Annotated in this window: 18 protein-coding genes; 6 read left to right on the top strand and 12 right to left on the bottom strand. The window is 44.0% G+C overall.

All coding sequences use genetic code 11. From position 1 onward, the window contains the following. From F6K64_RS29735 to F6K64_RS29725, 3 genes are all read right to left on the bottom strand, one after another. Positions 1–635, bottom strand: a 635-nt coding sequence (locus F6K64_RS29735; protein WP_287267247.1) for a DUF3598 family protein, incomplete at its 3' end; no start/stop codon positions are given. Between the two features lie 93 nt (positions 636–728). Next, positions 729–1,532, bottom strand: coding sequence for a DUF3598 family protein (locus tag F6K64_RS29730; protein ID WP_008188174.1), 804 nt, complete (start codon positions 1,530–1,532; stop codon positions 729–731). 3 nt (positions 1,533–1,535) lie between these two features. Next, positions 1,536–2,606: a VOC family protein gene (locus F6K64_RS29725; RefSeq protein ID WP_008188175.1), complete on the bottom strand. Its 1,071-nt coding sequence runs from the start codon at positions 2,604–2,606 to the stop codon at positions 1,536–1,538. 823 nt (positions 2,607–3,429) lie between these two features. Between F6K64_RS29725 and F6K64_RS29720 the strand changes: the two genes are divergently transcribed. Both F6K64_RS29720 and F6K64_RS29715 read left to right on the top strand, forming a co-directional pair. After that, positions 3,430–3,711, top strand: a complete 282-nt coding sequence (locus F6K64_RS29720) for a YiaA/YiaB family inner membrane protein (protein WP_008188176.1) — start codon at positions 3,430–3,432, stop codon at positions 3,709–3,711. A 277-nt stretch (positions 3,712–3,988) separates the two neighbouring features. Beyond that, entirely contained in the window at positions 3,989–4,114 is a 126-nt protein-coding gene (locus F6K64_RS29715) for a hypothetical protein (RefSeq protein ID WP_287250312.1), read from the top strand. 142 nt (positions 4,115–4,256) lie between these two features. Here the strand turns inward: F6K64_RS29715 and F6K64_RS29710 are convergent, their stop codons facing one another. Both F6K64_RS29710 and F6K64_RS29705 read right to left on the bottom strand, forming a co-directional pair. After that, on the bottom strand, positions 4,257–4,676 hold the full coding sequence (locus F6K64_RS29710; protein WP_008188178.1) for a helix-turn-helix domain-containing protein: 420 nt from the start codon (positions 4,674–4,676) through the stop codon (positions 4,257–4,259). A 624-nt stretch (positions 4,677–5,300) separates the two neighbouring features. Next, a complete protein-coding gene (locus F6K64_RS29705) occupies positions 5,301–5,558 on the bottom strand; it encodes a hypothetical protein (protein ID WP_071106252.1) in 258 nt (85 codons plus the stop codon). A gap of 540 nt (positions 5,559–6,098) precedes the next feature. Here F6K64_RS29705 and F6K64_RS29700 point away from each other — a divergent pair. The 3 genes from F6K64_RS29700 (at position 6,099) to F6K64_RS29690 (ending at position 10,816) form a co-directional block, all read left to right on the top strand. Continuing rightward, positions 6,099–6,482 (top strand): endonuclease domain-containing protein, encoded by a 384-nt coding sequence (locus F6K64_RS29700; RefSeq protein WP_287267246.1) that lies wholly within the window; start codon positions 6,099–6,101, stop codon positions 6,480–6,482. 884 nt (positions 6,483–7,366) lie between these two features. Continuing rightward, positions 7,367–10,654: an NACHT domain-containing protein gene (locus tag F6K64_RS29695; protein ID WP_287267243.1), complete on the top strand. Its 3,288-nt coding sequence runs from the start codon at positions 7,367–7,369 to the stop codon at positions 10,652–10,654. A 30-nt stretch (positions 10,655–10,684) separates the two neighbouring features. After that, positions 10,685–10,816: a hypothetical protein gene (locus tag F6K64_RS29690; RefSeq protein ID WP_287267241.1), complete on the top strand. Its 132-nt coding sequence runs from the start codon at positions 10,685–10,687 to the stop codon at positions 10,814–10,816. A gap of 60 nt (positions 10,817–10,876) precedes the next feature. On the opposite strand, the gene F6K64_RS29685 is transcribed toward F6K64_RS29690, so the two are convergent. The 3 genes from F6K64_RS29685 to F6K64_RS29675 are packed head-to-tail and all read right to left on the bottom strand — an operon-like array spanning position 10,877 to position 11,964. Beyond that, the gene (locus F6K64_RS29685) at positions 10,877–11,329 is read right to left on the bottom strand and encodes a ferredoxin (protein WP_287267237.1); all 453 of its coding nucleotides are present in this window, start codon (positions 11,327–11,329) and stop codon (positions 10,877–10,879) included. Beyond that, positions 11,329–11,715 carry a DUF1257 domain-containing protein gene (locus F6K64_RS29680; RefSeq protein ID WP_009149212.1) on the bottom strand — a complete coding sequence of 129 codons (387 nt, stop codon included), beginning with the start codon at positions 11,713–11,715 and terminating at the stop codon, positions 11,329–11,331. Before F6K64_RS29680 ends, F6K64_RS29685 begins: the two co-directional genes overlap by 1 nt. 39 nt (positions 11,716–11,754) lie before the next feature. Then, on the bottom strand, positions 11,755–11,964 hold the full coding sequence (locus F6K64_RS29675; RefSeq protein WP_044494432.1) for a DUF2997 domain-containing protein: 210 nt from the start codon (positions 11,962–11,964) through the stop codon (positions 11,755–11,757). Between the two features lie 709 nt (positions 11,965–12,673). Here F6K64_RS29675 and bioU point away from each other — a divergent pair. Continuing rightward, positions 12,674–13,714, top strand: a complete 1,041-nt coding sequence (gene bioU, locus F6K64_RS29670; RefSeq protein WP_287267235.1) for a (S)-8-amino-7-oxononanoate synthase BioU — start codon at positions 12,674–12,676, stop codon at positions 13,712–13,714. 263 nt (positions 13,715–13,977) lie between these two features. Here bioU and F6K64_RS29665 read toward each other — a convergent pair whose 3' ends face one another. The 4 genes from F6K64_RS29665 to F6K64_RS29650 form a co-directional block, all read right to left on the bottom strand. Continuing rightward, positions 13,978–14,574, bottom strand: a complete 597-nt coding sequence (locus F6K64_RS29665) for a hypothetical protein (protein ID WP_009149223.1) — start codon at positions 14,572–14,574, stop codon at positions 13,978–13,980. 4 nt (positions 14,575–14,578) lie between these two features. After that, a complete protein-coding gene (locus tag F6K64_RS29660) occupies positions 14,579–15,796 on the bottom strand; it encodes a type II secretion system F family protein (protein WP_009149224.1) in 1,218 nt (405 codons plus the stop codon). A 255-nt stretch (positions 15,797–16,051) separates the two neighbouring features. Further along, positions 16,052–17,170 carry a type IV pilus twitching motility protein PilT gene (locus F6K64_RS29655; protein WP_009149225.1) on the bottom strand — a complete coding sequence of 373 codons (1,119 nt, stop codon included), beginning with the start codon at positions 17,168–17,170 and terminating at the stop codon, positions 16,052–16,054. Between the two features lie 98 nt (positions 17,171–17,268). Next, positions 17,269–19,275, bottom strand: coding sequence for a GspE/PulE family protein (locus F6K64_RS29650; protein ID WP_009149227.1), 2,007 nt, complete (start codon positions 19,273–19,275; stop codon positions 17,269–17,271). Positions 19,276–19,513: the final 238 nt, after the last annotated feature.

Raw genomic sequence — 19,513 nt, 5'->3', positions numbered from 1 at the left:
GCAATGTTAAAGGAGGTACCAATATTCACTTGTTCAGGACAACTCAGAGAAATACCATCAGGAAAAAAGAACATTTTATTTCCTGCCAAAGGCCAGTGCAGTTGAGTTGCTATTGGCTCAGAAACCTTTAAATCTGGGGTCATGGTAACAGCAGTTCCTTGCCAGTTACCACTCAGATTTCTCTCAGGTAAGAGATTGATTTCCTTTGACCAATATTTACTGGGAAAACCGGCTGCATCTTCACGGATACTTACTGCCCTCATCAAACTGCCATTACTATCATAAATAAGGGCAACACTATGTCTTATATCTTCATGTTTTAATAACAATTCGTGTGGCAATACCGCACCTGATTCTAACTGTTTACCTGACAATACAGCTGCACCTTGTTCAAAGAAAAATCCTCTCATTGACTGTTTATCATACTGCCAATTTTTTTCTTCTATCCTGCCGTCAGCATATATATAACGATTAGTGTGATAAATTTCTGTTTGTTCTGGATTACTGCGGAAGCTTCTCAAACTTTGAAATGATTCTTTTACCTCTCCTTCAGGAGAATACCTTGTCCAAATACCATGCCAATCCCGCAAATGGTTTACCGTGAAATTTTTCCAGTTTTGCTCTTTTAAATCCATATCATTTACCAAAAAAAATCTTGATTATTTGCTCATTATATCTAGACAGCCTGATCTCAGATGAATAATCTTTATGAAGTATTGGAAAATATCTTAGGGATTCCCTCCAGCATCCGACAGGTAAAATTCTTCCAAAGTCAAGCTATACAAAGCTCCAGATTCATCATACTTGACCCTTAGTTGTTGTAAATCAGAGGGGGTAATCAGCCAATTTGCCGCAATGTTAAAGGAGGTACCAATATTCACTTGTTCAGGACAACTCAGAGAAATACCATCAGGAAAAAAGAACATTTTATTTCCTGCCAAAGGCCAGTGCAGTTGAGTTGCTATTGGCTCAGAAACCTTTAAATCTGGGGTCATGGTAACAGAAGTTCCTTGCCAGTTACCACTCAGATTTCTCTCAGGTAAGAGATTGATTTCCTTTGACCAATATTTACTGGGAAAACCGGCTGCATCTTCACGGATACTCACTGTCCGCATCAAACTGCCATTACTATCATAAAGAATGGCAACACTATGTCTTATATCTTCATGTTTTAAGAACAATTCAGCCGGTTGAAACACCGAACCAGGTTCTAACTGTTTAGCTGACCATGTAGCTGCACCTTGTTCAAAGAAAAATGATCTCATTGACGGAAATGCTGGGTGAACAATTCCATCAGGTAACACCTTATCCTGTTTATTGGAGTGCCATTTTTTTTCTTCTATCCTACCGTCAGCGTATATATAACGATTAGTGTGATAAATTTCTGTTTGTTCTGGATTGCTGCGGAAGCTTCTCAGACTTTGAAATGATTCTATTATCTCTCCTTCAGGAGAATACCTTGTCCAAATACCATGCCAGTCACGCAAATGGTTGGCCGTGAAATTTTTCCAGTTTTGTTCTTTTAAATCCATTTTTTATCCCTCCACTAAAGTCCAAAAATAGCCATCAGGTGCAATAAATGAGAAACTTTTATCACCAAATTCGTTCTCAGATACCTGTGTTACCTCAGTTGCTGCACTACTACTAATGCGCTGGTGGTATAAATCTATCTCCTGTACTCTAATAGTGTACAAAGAAACGCCTAAGCAACCTGGACGGGAGTGGCTATGCTTGTTGGGCAGATCTGACCCTTCAATCCGCATAATGTGCAAGCGCCCAGAACGCACCTGGGATAAATCCGTAGCTGAGGCACCAGGCGGTATGAAGTCAGTCGTGAACAGATGCTCTCCATTTTCTGGACCCTTTAGTTCGAGGATATGACGGGACGCTTCACCGTATTGGCTTTCGATACTATTTACCCCACAAACCAAACCCAGTACCTGTTCGTAAAAGTCCAACTGCTCCTTACCACCTGTTACCACCATTCCTAGGTGAACGAACTCTGAGGCTTTGAAATGGGACTCTGGGTTAACAACCCCAGACAAGGGCATGGTGTAATCATGGCGTTCAAAAATGACTTGCCGTGTCAGAGGCTGGATGAGAACCATTTCATGTACACAAGGATTAGCTTGCACAAAAGGCTGAAATGGATCGGGACGATAAATCAAATTTCTCTGGGGTGGAACATAGTATACAGGTAAGCCAGCAGCGATCGCATCTTCGGCATGATTGGCAATATTAAACACATCCAAAGACAGCATCGCTCCCCAACGGCTACCCACCGCTTTTAAAGGAGTCAGTCCCAATCCTTCGTTAACTGGTTTCTCCCACACCATTAAGCGGAGCAAACCCCTGTCTTTAAGTTGATTGTGTAGTCGATGCGATCGCAAACTGGAATTGACACCATATAACTGATTAGCTTGGGTTGCACTGAGAGTACCAGATTGTCCTACACTAAAGCCAAACTGTTGCCAATATTCGATCAGAGCTGCTTCATCCTCTGCTGTTGCACCGATGGCGAGTTCGTATAAACCACTAATGGATGGAGCGTCTTCTTCTGCTGTTGGTAATGATTCATTAGCCATGTTACTTTGAGGGTTTTCCATCTTTTTCTAGGTTATGTCATCAAAGTCAAAGGGCGAAAAGTGAGAAAATTTCTCCCCCTTGTTATAGTGGCGGATTCCGCTAATAATTGGCCAGGCTAAACCCATGGAATTTTCTTTGACAAATTATCTTTTGTATGTATCTTAGCTCAAAGGGGGTTCGCGAAGCGGCTCTTTTGGAGCATCGCATCTACCATCAGCTTACCTTCAGTCCCACCCAAAGAATCCGTTGCGCACTCCACACTGTTAATGCGATTCGGGCAAAGCCCGACGCTGCGCGAACGCATCTACAAGCTTACTCAAGGATCCCACTGACAGAAATCCGTTGCGCAGTCCACTCTGTTTCACTAAAATTCTCCAAGACCGATAATGTCTGCTCGTCAGCCGTCAGCGGTCAGCATATTTTATTCAAAAGCACCTCAACTAGCCTCGCCTACGGCCAATGGCTGATAGCTGATCGCACCTCAAGTAGCGTGCCCGTAGCCCATAGGCTGATAGCTGAACGCGCACGCGTGCGCGTAGCGCATATGCTGACATAACCTCTTTTATTCTACTAGGCGCGCTTACCGAAAAGCTGAATAAGTGAAGGTTTTACAGGATTTTGCTACTATTTACTCCATTTTAAGCGCTACTCTAGTATGCCGAGCCAAAAACTGTCATTACTCTCAACAACGTTTTCCGGAGTTTTACTATTAGTTACTCCATTTCAACCTTTACTCTAGTATGCAGATCCAAAAACCGTCCTTGCTCTCAACTTACCAGACAATATGCTTTGTATCATCAAAATTAAATTGATTAACATTATTGCACTTAAAGGTTGAGTAAAATGCAAGAACGATTTGGTAACCAAACCCATAGTACAGGTTGGATAATTCAGTCTTGGGCGTCTTTTGTTATTTCTGTTTTTGCCATGACTATTGGCATTGCGAATTTGCCAGCAGATAACTGGATCAAAGGCTATTTAGGTATCGGTTTACTTTTCTCTGTTGGCTCTAGCATCAACATCGCGAAAACTACAAGAGATATCCATGAATCCAAAAAATTAACTTCGAAAGTTGAAGAAGCTAGAGTTGAAAAACTACTAACTGACCACAACTCTCTGCATTAATATCAAGTGCATAAGCTATCAGCTATCAGCTATCAGTTATTACCTATAAGCTATCAGTCATTAATCGTAGGGTGGGCAGTGCCTACCAACGTGGTTTGCAAGCTTCATTATCTGTCTGCTGCACTGCCCACCCTACATGAACCTATCAGTAGGGTGGGCAGTGCCTACTATCAGTCATTAATCGTAGGGTGGGCAGTGCCTACCAACGTGGTTTGCAAGCTTCATTATCTGTCTGCTGCACTGCCCACCCTACATGAACCTATCAGTAGGGTGGGCAGTGCCTACCAACGTGGTTTGCAAGCTTCATTATCTGTCTGCTGCACTGCCCACCCTACATGAACCTATCAGCTATCAGCTATCAGCTATCAGCTATCAGCTATCAGTTATCGGCTATTGGCCGTAGGCTAAGCTACACCGAACAGCTTTTGAATAAAATAAGCTGACCACTGATGGCTGACCACTGATGGCTGACCACTGATGGCTGACCGCTGACCGCTAACCGCTGACCACTGACCACTGACCACTGACCACTGACCGCTGACCGCTTAAGCGATTACCTTAAAATCAGAAATCGTCTCAATCCATACCCGTGCTCCACACTTTAGGGGATCATCTGGGCGATACATGACCCGACAAGGGCCATTGACTTCGACAGTATGACCGTAAGTATTGTTAGAGCCTCGTTTTACCGTAATCACTGGATTGCGTTCGCCGCTGTTGTGATTTTGGCGAATCACTTTCTGATTAACGTGGATGACGGCCTTCGTGTAATTTGTACGCTTTGACCAATTCCGCTTCGGTCCGCGAGTACCAGGGGTAACCACGGGCATGCCATCAAATAAAGGAATCACCCAAGTTCTACCGACTTTATAAGCTCCTTTAACTCTGCCCTTGCTCAACAGGAAACGGACGCGAGTGGCAGAGATACCTAGTAATTCAGCAGCTTGTGCGGTAGAAATCATCATGGCGGTAAAACCATTGCTTTAACGATATTATTTATATTAACACGATTTCCGAAAAGATGCAAACTTTGGTAGTTAAGGGTTGTAAATATTGAAATAGTGGTAAGGGTGATGAGGGTGGTCGGTTAGAAAAACTATTGCATTAGCGCCAGGGGAGGTAAGAGTCTTAAAAGTGGTAAGGGTGGTTAGTTAGAAAAACTGTTGCATTAACGCAAGGTGTGGTAAGGGTGTTAAGTGTGGTGGTCAGAAAAACTATTGCACTGTCGCAATTAAGTCTTGAGTCTTGATTGCTATTGGGTTTTCTAGTAAGGGTGAAATACATCTATTTATTGGCTGCTCCCTACTCCCTACTCCCTGTTCCCTGTTCCCTGTTCCCTGTTCCCTACTAACTGATAGCTGACAGCTGACGGCTGACAGCTGAATACTTACAAAAAAATTCGGTCAAGTTTTGGTTAATTCCAATGCTTGACCGAATTATTTTTTGTAATAGTCAACAACCCTAGAGTCCTTGACTATGTGTTCACCAAATCAACAACATACAAACTTAGGTCTTAGACTTCAGACTTCGTAATTTCTCCTGAGTTTTGACCTGTAGCCAGGGATGCAAATCCCTGGCAAGTTGCTATCTTAATCTACCGACAGATGTCGAATCAAAATACTGATCACCTCACCAGGATTTCCGGTAGGTTGAGGAGTGCTCCACTCATGAACTTGGGCGTAGCCACGGCTATAAAGATTATAGATTGTGACCCGCACGGTTTTGGGAGAACCGATCAATATATGTTTGATTTGCTCCCGTCCTGGCTGGGGTTGGCCAAATAATTCAGGGAGATTAGGATTGTTGGGATTATACTCAAAATTTGGGAGAAAGTTTTCGATGTCCATAATGTTTTTTGCTGTTGTATTTGCGACATTTTTATATTAATAAATAATTTTTAATTTTGTCAAGTATTTTTAAGTATTTTTTATAAAGGGGGTATAAAGATGAAATTTTTAATTAGTTTTTTTTTGTTTTTTTTGGTTAATTAAAAATAGCGATCGCATTAAAATTGAGACCGTAATCATGCGATCGCTTAGCGGCTGATATCATCGCCTTTTTTTAGGGATTATGAATTAGGGATTATGAATTAGAGTAATGGTGTTAGATTGGGGGAGTCCTTTCCCGTAGTGCCTCCTACATACCATCGCTTTCCATAGCATTTCTTTACCAAGGGGGAAAGTGCGGAAATCGATCTAGAAAGTCCCCCTTATTAAGGGGGATAATGGGGGATCTAAACCCGGAAGCAGATCCGAAAAGCTCGATCCTCCCAGCCCGCCGTGATCATTGGGTAAAGTCGGAAAATCGATCTAGAAAGTCCCCCTTATTAAGGGGGATAATGGGGGATCTAAACCCATGCAAAAAACCACAAACTCGATTAGTTGTAAATGTGCGATCGCCAACAAAGACAATTCCATCTTCCTTATAATTACAAGTTAGTAAGCAGAGCTAGAGAATTAAGGAAAACTATGACACCAGCCGAGAAAAAGCTGTGGTCTTGCTATTTGAAAAATTTTCAGTTTAGAGTCTTGCGACAAAGACCAATAGCGAATTTTATTGTTGACTTTTATTGTGCTGATTTAAAATTAGTTATTGAAGTTGATGGGGATTCTCATTATACAGAATCTGGCCAAGCTTATGACGAAGAAAGAACTCACATTCTTGAAGGTTATGGATTAAAAGTAATTCGATTTACCAATGATGAAGTATTGCATAATTTTGAAGCAGTGTGCGATCGGATCAGCAGTGAGCTTCCCCCTAGCACAACCTAGAGCTGTTTCAAAATTCAATAAGTTGCGGCTCTTTGGTGAGTATCAAATTTTTTTAGGGATTAGGATAATAGAGTTAGATTGGGGGAGTGGAATCGCGCTTTTTATACCATTTTCTAGTGCGATCCCCCCCAGCCCCCCTTAATAAGGGGGGAGTCCGGAAATCGATCTAGTTTGTGCCCCTTATTAAGGCAGACCAAGGGGGGAGTAAGCTCTTTCTCTCCCATTTCCTAACTCGATCCCCCCCTGCCCCCCTTAATAAGGGGGGAGTCCGGAAATCGATCTAGTTTGTGCCCCTTATTAAGGCAGACCAAGGGCGGAGTAAACTCTTTCTCTCCCATTTCCTCACTCGATCCCCCCCTGCCCCCCTTATTAAGGGGGGAGTCCGGAAATCGATCTAGTTTCTCTCCCTTCCGCCCAAATAACTAAGGGCGGAGTAAACTCAAAGAGTTCCCTTTCCTAACTCGATCCCCCCCTGCCCCCCTTATTAAGGGGGGAGTCCGGAAATCGATCTAGTTTGTGCCCCTTATTAAGGCAGACCAAGGGCGGAGTAAACTCTTTCTCTCCCATTTCCTAACTCGATCCCCCCCTGCCCCCCTTATTAAGGGGGGAGTCCGGAAATCGATCTAGTTTCTCTCCCTTCCGCCCAAATAACTAAGGGCGGAGTAAACTCAAAGAGTTCCCTTTCCTAACTCGATCCCCCCCTGCCCCCCTTAATAAGGGGGGAGTCCGGAAATCGATCTAGTTTGTCCCCCTTCCGCCCAAAGAACTAAGGGGGGAGTCCGGAAATTGATCTAGAAAGTCCCCCTTATTAAGGGGGATTTAGGGGGATCAAATCTCCCTAAATTGCTATAATTAAACTAATCGAACATAACTACCTATAAATTATGGCAGCATTGTCCCTTTTGGCTAGTTTAGAACTATCGCAAATAGCGCCACCATTGTTAAGTATTGTTGCTAAAGAAGCAGGGAAGCATATAGTTAAATCTCTGACTAAAAGCGATATCGAAAAAGCCATCAAAGCGGGAGCAGAAGCCGTTGATCAATGGGACAAACAACTGGATAGTCAACAGCGCTTATTTTTTCACGCTCCCCCGGATGGCTGGAATGGAGTTAATCGGTTTTTGAACGACTATTTTACTCATTCTGCTGTTGTGGCGGAATTACAGAAACCCTTACTTAATCAAGGTAAGCCAGACCGGGATATTTTAAGCACCGTATTTCAACAACAAGCTGAAGCCAAGACTATTAAACTAAATCAAGACAGTCTCAAGCCTTGGATAGAGACATTTATTAATGCTTATTTTCAGCACACGGATACTTATCTTAAATTTCAGGTAGCTAAACAGGATTATTGTGAGCAGTTAGCCAACTGGTTTGATGATGTCAAATTTGCTGGCATTGCTGTGCCTGGGCAAGAAGTAGAAAAATCGGAGAAGTTAGCCCAGATTTTCGTAATGCCAGATGTCGTGGAAGACGTATCAACTGCTGGCGCTTGGGAGCGGGAGTTGTTAGCAGCCGGTAGTGGGGAAAAGCCAGAAAGGCTGCTATTGGAAAAGACAACTGGCCGGAAATTCTTGGCTCAGCAGTTATTGAGCCAAAGTCAGTCGAGAAGAGTGGTAATCCTGGGTGCGCCAGGCTCTGGTAAAACCACCTTGATGAGCTATTTTGCGGTAATATTAGCTCAGCAAAATCCTGACATTTTGGGATTAGATGGTGATACCGACTGGCTACCGATTTTAATCAGGATGCGAGATTTTGCCAGACATCTCGATAAAAGCCTGATCGACTATGCTCGGATATTTGCGGAAAACACCATGTCAGTGAAACCGTTACCAGTGGGATTTTTCGAGCATTGGTTATCTGATGGTAGAGCCTTGATATTGCTGGATGGTTTGGATGAAGTAGCAGAAGAGGCTAAACGCCATGATGTAGTCAAGCGCATCGAGAATTTTTTAGGACAGTTTAACAGAAATCGCGCTATTATTACATCTAGACCGGCTGGTTATCGGCGCGACTTTTTCCGCACTGAGGAATTTCCCCACTATCAAATCCAACCCTTTGATGACCAAAAGATTTCGGCATTTATTGAGAACTGGTATAACAGTCGCTTTCAAGACCAAGCAGAAGCCAAAAGGCGCAAGGAGAGTTTAGGAAAGGCGCTGAATGATAATGACCGGATTACCTTGTTGGCACGGAATCCCTTATTATTGACAATAATTGCATTAATCCATCGGTATCAACAAGCGGTATTGCCCAAAGAACGGTTTGAGCTTTATAACTGCGCCGTCAAAACCTTGTTAACCTCTTGGGATGCTAACAAAGAAATCAGCAATAAGGGACTATTTAAGTATCTAGATTTCTATGATTTGCGCCGATTGATGGAATTGCTGGCTTATTGGATTCATAGCCAAGTAAATAGTGAAGATAACGAAGGCGGCACCATTATTAATAAAGATGATTTGATTGCTCAGTTGAGTAAACAGATTAAAATCTTGAAGCAGGTGCAGTTATATCAAGCAAAGGAAGAAGCAGAAGCATTTGTGACATTGATTCGCGATCGCACCGGTTTATTGAATGAGCAGGGGCAAGATTGTTATGCTTTTGTCCATAAGAGCTTTCAAGAATATTTGTGTGCTCAGGAGATTAACTATCAAGCCGAAAATGAGTATGATTTTGGAATAGTTTTGAATCATATTCTGGAGTATTTACATGACTCCCACTGGCGCGAAGTGTTACTATTGCTGATAGCACAACAAAAACCCAAAAATGCCGCGAAGGCAATTCGATCAGTTTTGAATAATAATAGTAACTACGAGCAGTGGTTAAATCGGGATTTGTTGTTTGCTGGTAATTGCTTAGCAGAAGACCCGAAAAATTTGCGTGGTGCTGATCGTGGCTTAGTTAAAGAGATTTTGGAGCGCTTGGTTGAGTTAGAGGTGAGTAGTAAAGAGCGGGTTGGGGAGAGGGTTTACGAGGAGGTTTTTGAGATAATTTGTAGTTTTTATGAAAAGGATTTTCAAGCACAAGCTCTGGAGATGTTGAAGGAGCGAACAGATTTAATTGATGAGACACGATTGCTGAAGTATCGACACGAGTTAGGAGAAAAGGATCAGGTAATTACAAAATTGCTAGCAGGGCTAAAGGATGATAATTCTGAGGTGCGTTGGAGGGCAGCCGATGCCTTGGGTAAATTGGGCAACAGCTCAGAAACTGTAATCAACGCCCTCCTAGCAAGGCTAATGGATGATAAGTCTTTTGTGCGTGGGAGTGCAGCCAATGCCTTGAGGAATTTGGGCAACAGCTCAGAAACTATAATCAACGCCCTCCTAGCACTGCTAAGGGATGATAAGTCTTTTGTGCGTTGGGAAGCAGCCAATGCCTTGGGCAAATTGGGCAACAGCTCAGAAACCTTAGTCAGTGCTCTCCTAGCAGGGCTAATGGATTATGAGTCTGATGTGCGTGTCAGGTCAGCCGATGCCTTGGGCAAATTGGGCAACAGCTCAGAAACTGTAATCAACGCCCTCCTAGCACTGCTAAGGGATTATGAGTCTGATGTGCGTGTCAGGGCAGCGGAAGCCTTGGTCAAATTGGGTAACAGCTCAGAAACTGTAATCAACGCCCTCCTAGCACTGCTAAGGGATGATAAGTCTTTTGTGCGTGGGAGGTCAGCGGAAGCCTTGGGTAAATTGGGCAACAGCTCAGAAACTGTAATCAACGCCCTCCTAGCAAGGCTAATGGATGATAAGTCTTTTGTGCGTGGGAGTGCAGCCAATGCCTTGGGCAAATTGGGCAACAGCTCAGAAACCTTAGTCAGTGCTCTCCTAGCAGGGCTAATGGATGATGAGTCTGATGTGCGTGTCAGGTCAGCGGAAGCCTTGGTCAATTTGGGCAACAGCTCAGAAACTGTAATCAACGCCCTCCTAGCACAGCTAATGGATGATAAATTTTTTGTGCGTTGGGAGGCAGCCAAAGCCTTGGGCAATTTGGGCAAAACATCTAATCATATTCTCCCTACTGTAATTGAATGGATTGAACAACACCAGGATTCAGACTATGTGGGCAGTGGTATTGATGTGCTGTGGGATTTGGTCGTAGGATGGGAGTCGGGAGTAGGGAGTAGAGTGGAGGGAGTTATTATAGGTATAAAAAGTTTTATTATACCTCATAACTAAGACAAATGCGCTGATAATCCTGCTATTGAATTGGTTTTTAAGAATGCGATCGCATTTCCCGATTCCCGATTCCCGATTCCCGATTCCCGATTCCCGATTCCCGATTCCCGATTCCCGATTCCCTACTCCCTAAAATCCAACCATTGCGATCAAAAAACATAAAACCCCCAACGGCTCTAAGCCATGGAGGATTAATTACTATTACAAGCGAAGACATTCAGCCTAGGTACGTTTTTTCCTACGCTTTCTTGCCAGCTTCCTCTCCTTAATTTTGGCAGCAACAATACTGCGGTCAATGGGCAATCCTGCTCTAGGAATTACCTGATATTGTCGCTCGTCTTCTAGATTTTTAAGCTTCGTGTAATCAACCCAGTGGATACAATCTACTGGACAAGTGTCTATCGCTTCTTGTATCACGTCTTCTGGGTCGCCATCTTGCCGAAAAACCCGGGATCTACCGTGGTCGGCTTCCATGTAAAACGTATTTCGAGCGACGTGGGCGCAGTGTTTACAGCCAATGCAGGTAATTTCATCAACGTAAACACCTTTTTGTCGCAGAATACCCCCAAGCTCTGGCTCAAAACCAGAACGCTCTGGAGCATCTCGAAAGACACCCCCTAACTCTGGTTCCAAACCCGAACGCTCTGACTCTGGCGTCGGTGAGAACTCAGACATTACGCGCTCCAGCGTTGTACTACTAAACGAATTGAACCATCTTTATTATCTTGTTGCTCAGCAACCTCAAAGCCTTGCTTAGCAGTTTCCTTAATTACTGTGTTGTAAGCGTAACGCTGGGTTACCCGTTGTAGGAAACCATCTACAGACCAAGGCTGTTGCCAATACTGAAAATCAGCAACTAGTTCGTAAGCGTTACCATTCCAACTAAAACCGATGTCGTAGTCATTCTCTTGCTCAATCACTACTTCAGCAGTGCGAGTTTGACCTTGATAACCGCGCACAGGGCTAGGACCAGATTCCCAATCAATCCCTAAGTCATTTAAAGCAGTTTCTAAGGATGAACGGTTACGGATTTGGGTTTTGATAGTGCTGAAATGAGACATTTTTGGTAATAAAACGAATTTACTAACTGGAACACAAATTTACCAATGGCTAACGGTAGCTTGAGTTGTGGCTGTTGCCGACAGTTCAAGCTTTTGGTCGAAGTAATCTGATGTTTTCTCAACAGATACGACTTGTCCTAGCTGAGCTTCAATAGCAGCTGTTACCTCTGCGCAAGAGGCTCCGATGATCCCAGTGACTTTTTCCTGGACTCGACCATCTGGATAAATTACAAACTCTAATGTTTCCATAGTCGCCTTAGTGCTCGGTTTATCCCTATTTGCAGGTTGTGGCACCGGTTGTTGCACCAGTCCAGGAGTATCTAAATCCTGGATTGATATCACTGATCACTGACCAGTGCTATAGCTGGTCATTAATCAAATGATAATAATTTAGATCATGGCGCAAACAACGTTAACATAAGTTTATAGTAAATCGAGTGTTTACTTTAATATTTTGTAAGCTTCTCGTAACTTTTGTCATCAGTCAAGGGGTGGGATTACCAAAAAATGCTTTGTTAACAAAAATATAAGGGTTTTTAATTAAGGGACTGAGGCCGTTGGCCACGCGAGGCAAGCTCGGAACAGGGACTAAAGCCGTGGGCCACGCTTTGGGAACGGGAGCAGTGAAGTTAGAAGAGGAAACCACCCCTAACCCCTTCCAGGAGTGAAAGTGAGGGAAGTTGGAAAAAATCCTGTGTACCTCATTAAGCTATAAACGGCTATATATAAACCTAGGGGACTAGGCCAGGGTAAACCAAAAAAAAATTGAGCCAAAATGTGATATTTGTCAAGGATTATGACTATATAATGCCAAGATTTTTCAGCACTATTGCACAATTATATCAATAATATTGATATTAATTCCTCTTTATTAATTTTTGCCCTTACCCTGGGGACTGGGCAAAGTATGAAGTATGAAGTATGAATTATTAAAGTTCGGCTAAACAGTCTATAAGTTATGAGTGAAACGCAAGTCAGAGGTGTAAATAACCCCAAAACCTCCAATCCCAATGGATTAGAGCGAATACGAGTAGGGGTTTTAGGCTTTGGGGGATTAGGTCAAGCTGCTACCAGAGTCTTAGCTCCTAAGGGAGAAATGCTTTGGGTCGCAGCAGCTGACCAAAAAGGTTATGCTTATGACGCAGCTGGGTTAAATCCTGACCGTTGTATCCAGACCTACCAATCCCAAGGTTCATTGGGTTATGTAGAACCAGGTGGCACCTTAAGTAGCAACAGTATCGAAGAGTTAATCCAAAACGCGACAGTAGATGGATATTTCCTAGCACTGCCAAATTTACCCAATACCTTTATGGCATCGGTGGTTAAGCAATTTATTCAATCGGGTTGGCAGGGAGTTTTAGTAGATGCTCTCAAGCGCACTAGTGCTGTAGAACAACTGTTGCAACTGCAAGATGAATTGCAAGCAGCTGGAATTACCTATATGACTGGCTGCGGTGCTACTCCAGGACTATTGACCGCTGCTGCTGCGATCGCATCTCAAAGCTATGCCGAGATTCACAGTGTCAACATTACCTTTGGGGTAGGGATTGCTAACTGGGAAGCCTATCGAGCAACAATTCGAGAAGATATTGCTCACCTTCCTGGTTACGATGTAGAACGAGCCAAAGCCATGAGTGATGCTGAGGTCGAAGCCTTATTAGATCAAACCGATGGCATCATCAGCCTAGAGAATATGGAACATGCTGATGATGTGATGCTGGAACTAGCAGGGATTTGCTCACGCGATCGCGTTTCTGTTGGTGGTGTTGTTGATACCCGCAATCCTAAAAAACCCCTCAGTACCAATGTCCAAATCACAGGTCGCACCTTTGAGGGTAAAATTTCCACTCACACCTTTACCCTTGGTGATGAAACCAGCATGGCTGCTAATGTCTGTGGTCCCGCCTTTGGTTATCTAAAAGCAGGAGTTTCCCTACATCACAAGGGGATTTATGGTCTATTGACTGCTGCTGAAGTCATGCCCCAGTTTGTGAAATAGTCATTGGTTTTAGGGAGTAGGGAGTAGGGAGTAGGGAGTAGGGAACAGTGCGTAGGGTGCGTTAGGGGCGGACTTGCCATGATTTTCCGCTTCTTCGCCCGGGTTGGGATAGTCCGCCCCGTAACGCACCACCTTTGGGCGAGCCCTCTTCTGTCTATAGCTCTAAAAAACGCTATAATAAAATAATTTCCTGATAATTACCCTTAATAAATATCTCCCCATCTCCCAAACTCCCCACCTCCCTATCTCCCCAAATTATTAAACTAAGCTGGTGGACTTTTGCTGGAGCAGCTGTCTGATGTTTCCTCCTGTTCCAGACTAATAGCATCGGTCGTTTGCAGCACAAATGGTAGACTAGCCCCTAGTAAGCCTCGCTGAATCCGTTGGGGTGTCTCTGGGAACACCACAAACAGGGGATAGATACGGTTTACGCCATCACTGAGAATGTGTTGATAGCCAGGAGGCATTAGCCATTCATAGTCTTTGTCTAGTAACACTTGGGTATGACGCCAGCGACTGAGCAAATCAGAAAAGTCTTCATGGGGGCGATGGATAAATAGAACAATCTCGATCTCCATCTTGACTTTCCATTCGGGATCACACATTACCATAGCTAGATCACAGGGTAAACCTACGGCTTCGGTGATCGTGCCATGGCTAACGCTTTTATGCCCTAAGGAGGATGGCGAGTGACGAATTCTCACCACTGGCAAGGGAATGGTGATCACACACTCATTAGGTCGGCGCATACTAGGAATCATTTCCAGGTAAGGTCGATAGGATTTAAGGAGTGCGATCGCACCATCATGGTTACTATACTCTGCTAGCCAAGCTTCGTAATCAGATTTGTGAACAGGCATCGAATTAGCCCATAGTTTCAAACACTTTAAACATTGGTAGATACATAGATATCAAGATCACACCAACCATGCCTCCCAAAACCACAATCATAATTGGTTCCAAGATACTAGTTAGTGCTTTAACCGCTTGCTCCACTTCATCTTCATAGAAGTCAGCAACTTTCATCACCATAGAATCCAACTCACCCGTCTCTTCTCCAATACTAATCATTTGAATTGCTAAAGGAGGAAAAATGTTTTCTCGTTGTAAAGCCAGGCTAATCATCCCACCCTGTTGAATCTCATTTTTAGCTGAGTTAATAGCATTAGAAATTACCTGGTTACCCGCTGTATCTCTTACAATATCTAAGGAATTCAGGATCGGTACTCCCGAACGAGTTAAGGAGCCAAACACTCGGCAAAAGCGAGCTACAGAGCCTTTTTCATTCAACTCACCAAACAGAGGTATTTTCAACTGCAATGCATCAATCTGTAACTTACCCATGGGGGTTTTATAGTAATATTTAAAAGCTGTAACTAATACAATTATAACAGCAATGGGAATCAATACTTTCCAACTTCTGAGGATGCCGCTCAACCATAACATAAACTTAGTTAAAGCTGGCAATTCCGTTCCTAAATCTTGAAATATCCCAGCAAAGATTGGGATCAGAAACATCGTCATTGCCAGAAAAACCAGTAGAGCTAAGAATCCTACCACACTAGGGTAAGCCATAGCTGATTTGATTTGGTTTTGCAGCCGATTCATATCTTCCAGCAGCTTAGCTAATCGGTTGAGCACTTCATCAAGGACACCCCCAACCTCCCCAGCTTGAACCATACTCACGTAAAGATTATCAAAACAATCTGGATGCTTACGCATAGCATCCGATAGATTAGTTCCTTGTTGTACCTCAGCACTGATGTTCATCAAAGCCTTTTTCAGCTTAGGATTAGAACACTGTTCCCCTAATACCCCAAGACAGCGGACGATAGCCACACCAGCATTAACCATAGCGGCAAACTGACGAGAAAAGACCGCTTTGTCTTTGATCGTGACATTGGTAAATTTTTCGGAAAGGTCTGAGAGGCTAAAGCTAACATCTAAGCTTTTCTTGACGCTGCCAACAGCAGAATACCGATTTTCTAGGATGCTGCGGGCTTGTTCAGGAGTAGCAGCTTCAATTTTTTGTTTTTTGGATTTGCCTGATTTGTCCCGAACTTGAGCAATAAAAGTAGGCATGGCTTTTTTCTAGATTAAGTCTAATCGCAAATTTTATCGATCCAGTCCCTGCTTTCTCTAGACTAGCGGTAAGCCGTTGGCCGTTGGCCACGCTTCGCGAACAGCCCTCAGCCGTCAGCTTAAAATAAACATCGATTGGGATAATTTAATATTAAGAGATTTTAGAGAATTGAAAGTCTGGGGAAAAGCCGATCAAAGCCTATGCTGATACGCGACACGCTGATACGCGACACGCTGATAGCTGATAGCTTACGACTAGCGGGTTGCCTTTGCTCTAGCGCCCTTAGCATTCATCCCTCCAGAACCAGCAAGGATACGTTGCAATTCGTCTGGTTTAGAACTTTTGCCAACTGCTGCTTCCAAAGAGATCAAGCCAGATTTCACCTGATAAGCTAAAGCTTGTTCCAGGGTCTGCATTCCCAATTTCATACCGGTTTGGATAGCAGAGTACACTTGAGACGTTTTTCCTTCCCGGATCAGGTTAGAAATAGCAGGTGTCACTACCATGATTTCCTGAGCCATCGTCCGACCAAACTCACCGGGTTTAGGGTTTTTCTTCGGTACTAGACATTGACTAAAGACTGCAATCAAAGAGTTAGACAGCTGAGCTCGGATTTGAGCTTGCTGTCCAGATGGGAACACATCAATGATCCTGTCTACAGTTTGAGCAGCTGAGTTAGTGTGTAGCGTTGCAAATACCAAGTGACCGGTTTCAGCTGCGGAAATAGCAAGAGCAATTGTTTCCATATCCCGCATTTCACCCACCAAAATCACATCCGGGTCTTCCCGCAGTGCCCCCTTCAGGGCATTGGCAAAGCTCTTGGTATCTTCACCTTTTTGACGTTGGTGAATCAAGCTCTTGATGTTAGGAAACACATATTCTATCGGGTCTTCCACTGTCAGAATATGTTCTGCCCGAGTGCGGTTAATTAAGTCAATCATGGCTGCTAGGGTAGTGGTTTTCCCAGAACCCGTGGGTCCGGTGACCAATACCATTCCCCTTGGTCGTTCACTCATCGAGCGCACCACATCCGGTAAACCCAATTTGTCAAAGTTAGGAATCTTGGAAGACAACGCCCTCAAGCAAGCCGCATAGCAACCCCGTTCTTTGTAAACATTGACACGGAAGCGAGCCAACCCCTTGACACCATAGGAACAATCAAGTTCCCAGTTTTGCTCCAATTCCTTACGCTGTGAATTGTTAAGCATACTGAAAATCAATCGCTGACAGGCTTGAGGGTTCAGGGATTCGTCATCAATGGGTTGGAGTTTACCACTGACGCGGAAGTAGACTGGCGCACCCGCTTGGATGTGCATATCTGACCCCCCCATCTCAATCATCTGCTCCATCAAGTCTTCAATCATCAGTTCCATAATCTTCTCTGCCTTAAAAACGTCAGTAGTCGTTAGTGATTAGTCATTACTCAAAATAAAATAGCCAATTGTTCATTAACAATGGACTAATAACTAAATTAATTTTGAAAACGGGGTGTCATACAGTAAGGACAGTCTAGCCACTCCGCCTGTAATTGAGCTGAGCAAGTGCCACAGGTCAGAGAACTCTTGCGTTTAGCTTTAATTTCTGTCTCTAAGCCGGAATCAGTAAAGGTTACTCGTTCGACTTCTTCAAAGGTGGTGTAACCTTCCTGTACCAAATTCAAGCTATAGGCTAATATGGTGATCATCCCTTCCTCTACAGCAGCTTCCTTAATCCTTTCCGTGGGGGCACCTTGGTTGATTAAGGCTTGCAGGTTCTCAGAGACGCGCATAACTTCATAAACACCAACCCTTCCTTTGTAACCAATACCATTACAGGTTTGACACAGTGTACCAAGTGCCCTAGCTTCAACGATTTGCTCTGGTGTCAGGGTATTGGCGCGATAGATGGTAATCTCCCCATCCCTAGAGGCGGACAGACCATAGCGCGCTAGTTCTGCCGAACTTGGTTGGTAAGAAATGCGGCAATTGGAACAAACACGCCGCATCAATCGTTGAGCCAACACTCCCAGCAAGGCACCGGAAACCATGAAGGGTTCAACACCCATTTCATCTAAACGAGCGATCGCACCAGCCGCATCATTAGTGTGTAGAGTAGTCAAGACTAAGTGACCAGTCAAAGCTGCTTCAATCGCCGTTTTGGCTGTTTCTTTGTCTCGGGTCTCACCCACCAGAATCACGTCCGGGTCTTGGCGCAGAAAGGCTCGTAGAATTGAGGCAAAATCCATGCCTTTTTCCCGGATAACTTGCACTTGGGTAATCCCAGGTAACGAATACTCAATCGGGTCTTCTGCAGTACTGATATTCACCCCAGGGTCATTACGTTCTGCCAGAATTGAATACAAGGTGGTTGATTTCCCCGATCCCGTTGGACCCGTCACCAAGATTAATCCAAAGGGACGCTTAGCCATTTCCCTGACCAATTCTAAGGTGTCTGGGTCTGTGATCAACTTATCCAACCCCAACTGGGTGGATTCGTTATCTAGGATCCGCAGAACCACCTTTTCCCCATAACGACTGGGCAAGGTATTGACCCTAAAGTCAACTTTTCGCCCCTGGAACATACGCCGAATTTTACCGTCTTGGGGTAAGCGTCTTTCCGCAATGTCGAGATCTGCCATGATTTTGAAACGAGCCGCCACCGCTGTATGTATTCGCTGTGGTAAGGCATCAAAGGCTTGACGCAGTACCCCATCTTTGCGATAGCGCACCCGCAACTGCTCCTCTTGGGGTTCGATGTGAATGTCAGAAACCCCTTCTTGTAAAGCCTTAGCCAGGATTTTGTTAACCAAGTTGATGATCGGAGCCCCACCTGCCTCATTCAAAGAAGAATCTAGGTCTGCTTCCGCTTCCTCTGGGGCATCCTGTAAAGTATCGAATGAGCCTAAATTCTCTAAATCCTCCTTTACATCTACGGATTTTTGTTGATCTAGTTGCTTTTGCCGTGCCAACTGATCGTCAAGATACTGACTAATGATTTGCTGATAGTCTTCCTTAGTGATGACCATCCGTTGCAACTTGATTCCCTGAGGTCGTAGAATCCGATTCAAATCATCCTGGGCTTCTAGATCATCAGGAGAAACCATTGCCACCAAAACCGATGGCGGCTCAGTTTCATGCTTAGATATGGGGAGCAGGTGATAGCGACGGCAAATATCAATGGGAATCAGGGTTTCGATCAAGCCACCGACTTGCTGAGTGGAAATATCACTAATTTCCGGATCTAGAGACTCAACACCAAAAAGAACTTTTAGTTCAAACAACTGCTGCTTCTTGTATTGACGGATCAAGTCCGGTGGTAACTGACGTCCGGTCATTGCTTCGACGACTTCCGTCAGTGGTCTTCCGGACTTGCGAGTTTCCAGCATTGCTTGCTGCATCTGGTCAGCATTAACGTAACCAGCCTGAATCAGTTTATTGCCAAATGGAGAAAAATCGTTACGGACTACTAGGGCGCGTCGTTGAGATGAGGAGTAAGTCATGACGGAATAGGAGCTCTCCTTACTTTACACAGTATTCCCAAAAGCCTTATGTTAACTAACATAGGAGTGGCTGCCACTCTGGTTATTTTTACCTTTTAGTTAGATTGACGGACTAGAATAATTTGTCGCAGTTAAATATTGCATTATACATCATAATAAAAACTCAGTCAAGTCATTGGCTGTATAATTATTATCAACCCCTAATCCATCAAGGTGGTTCACAATCTCAGATGCTAGA

The sequence above is a fragment of the Moorena sp. SIO3A2 genome (genome assembly GCF_010672265.1).
In the GTDB taxonomy this organism is placed as follows: Bacteria; Cyanobacteriota; Cyanobacteriia; order Cyanobacteriales; family Coleofasciculaceae; genus Moorena; species Moorena producens.
This window is presented reverse-complemented; position numbering and strand designations above follow the sequence as displayed.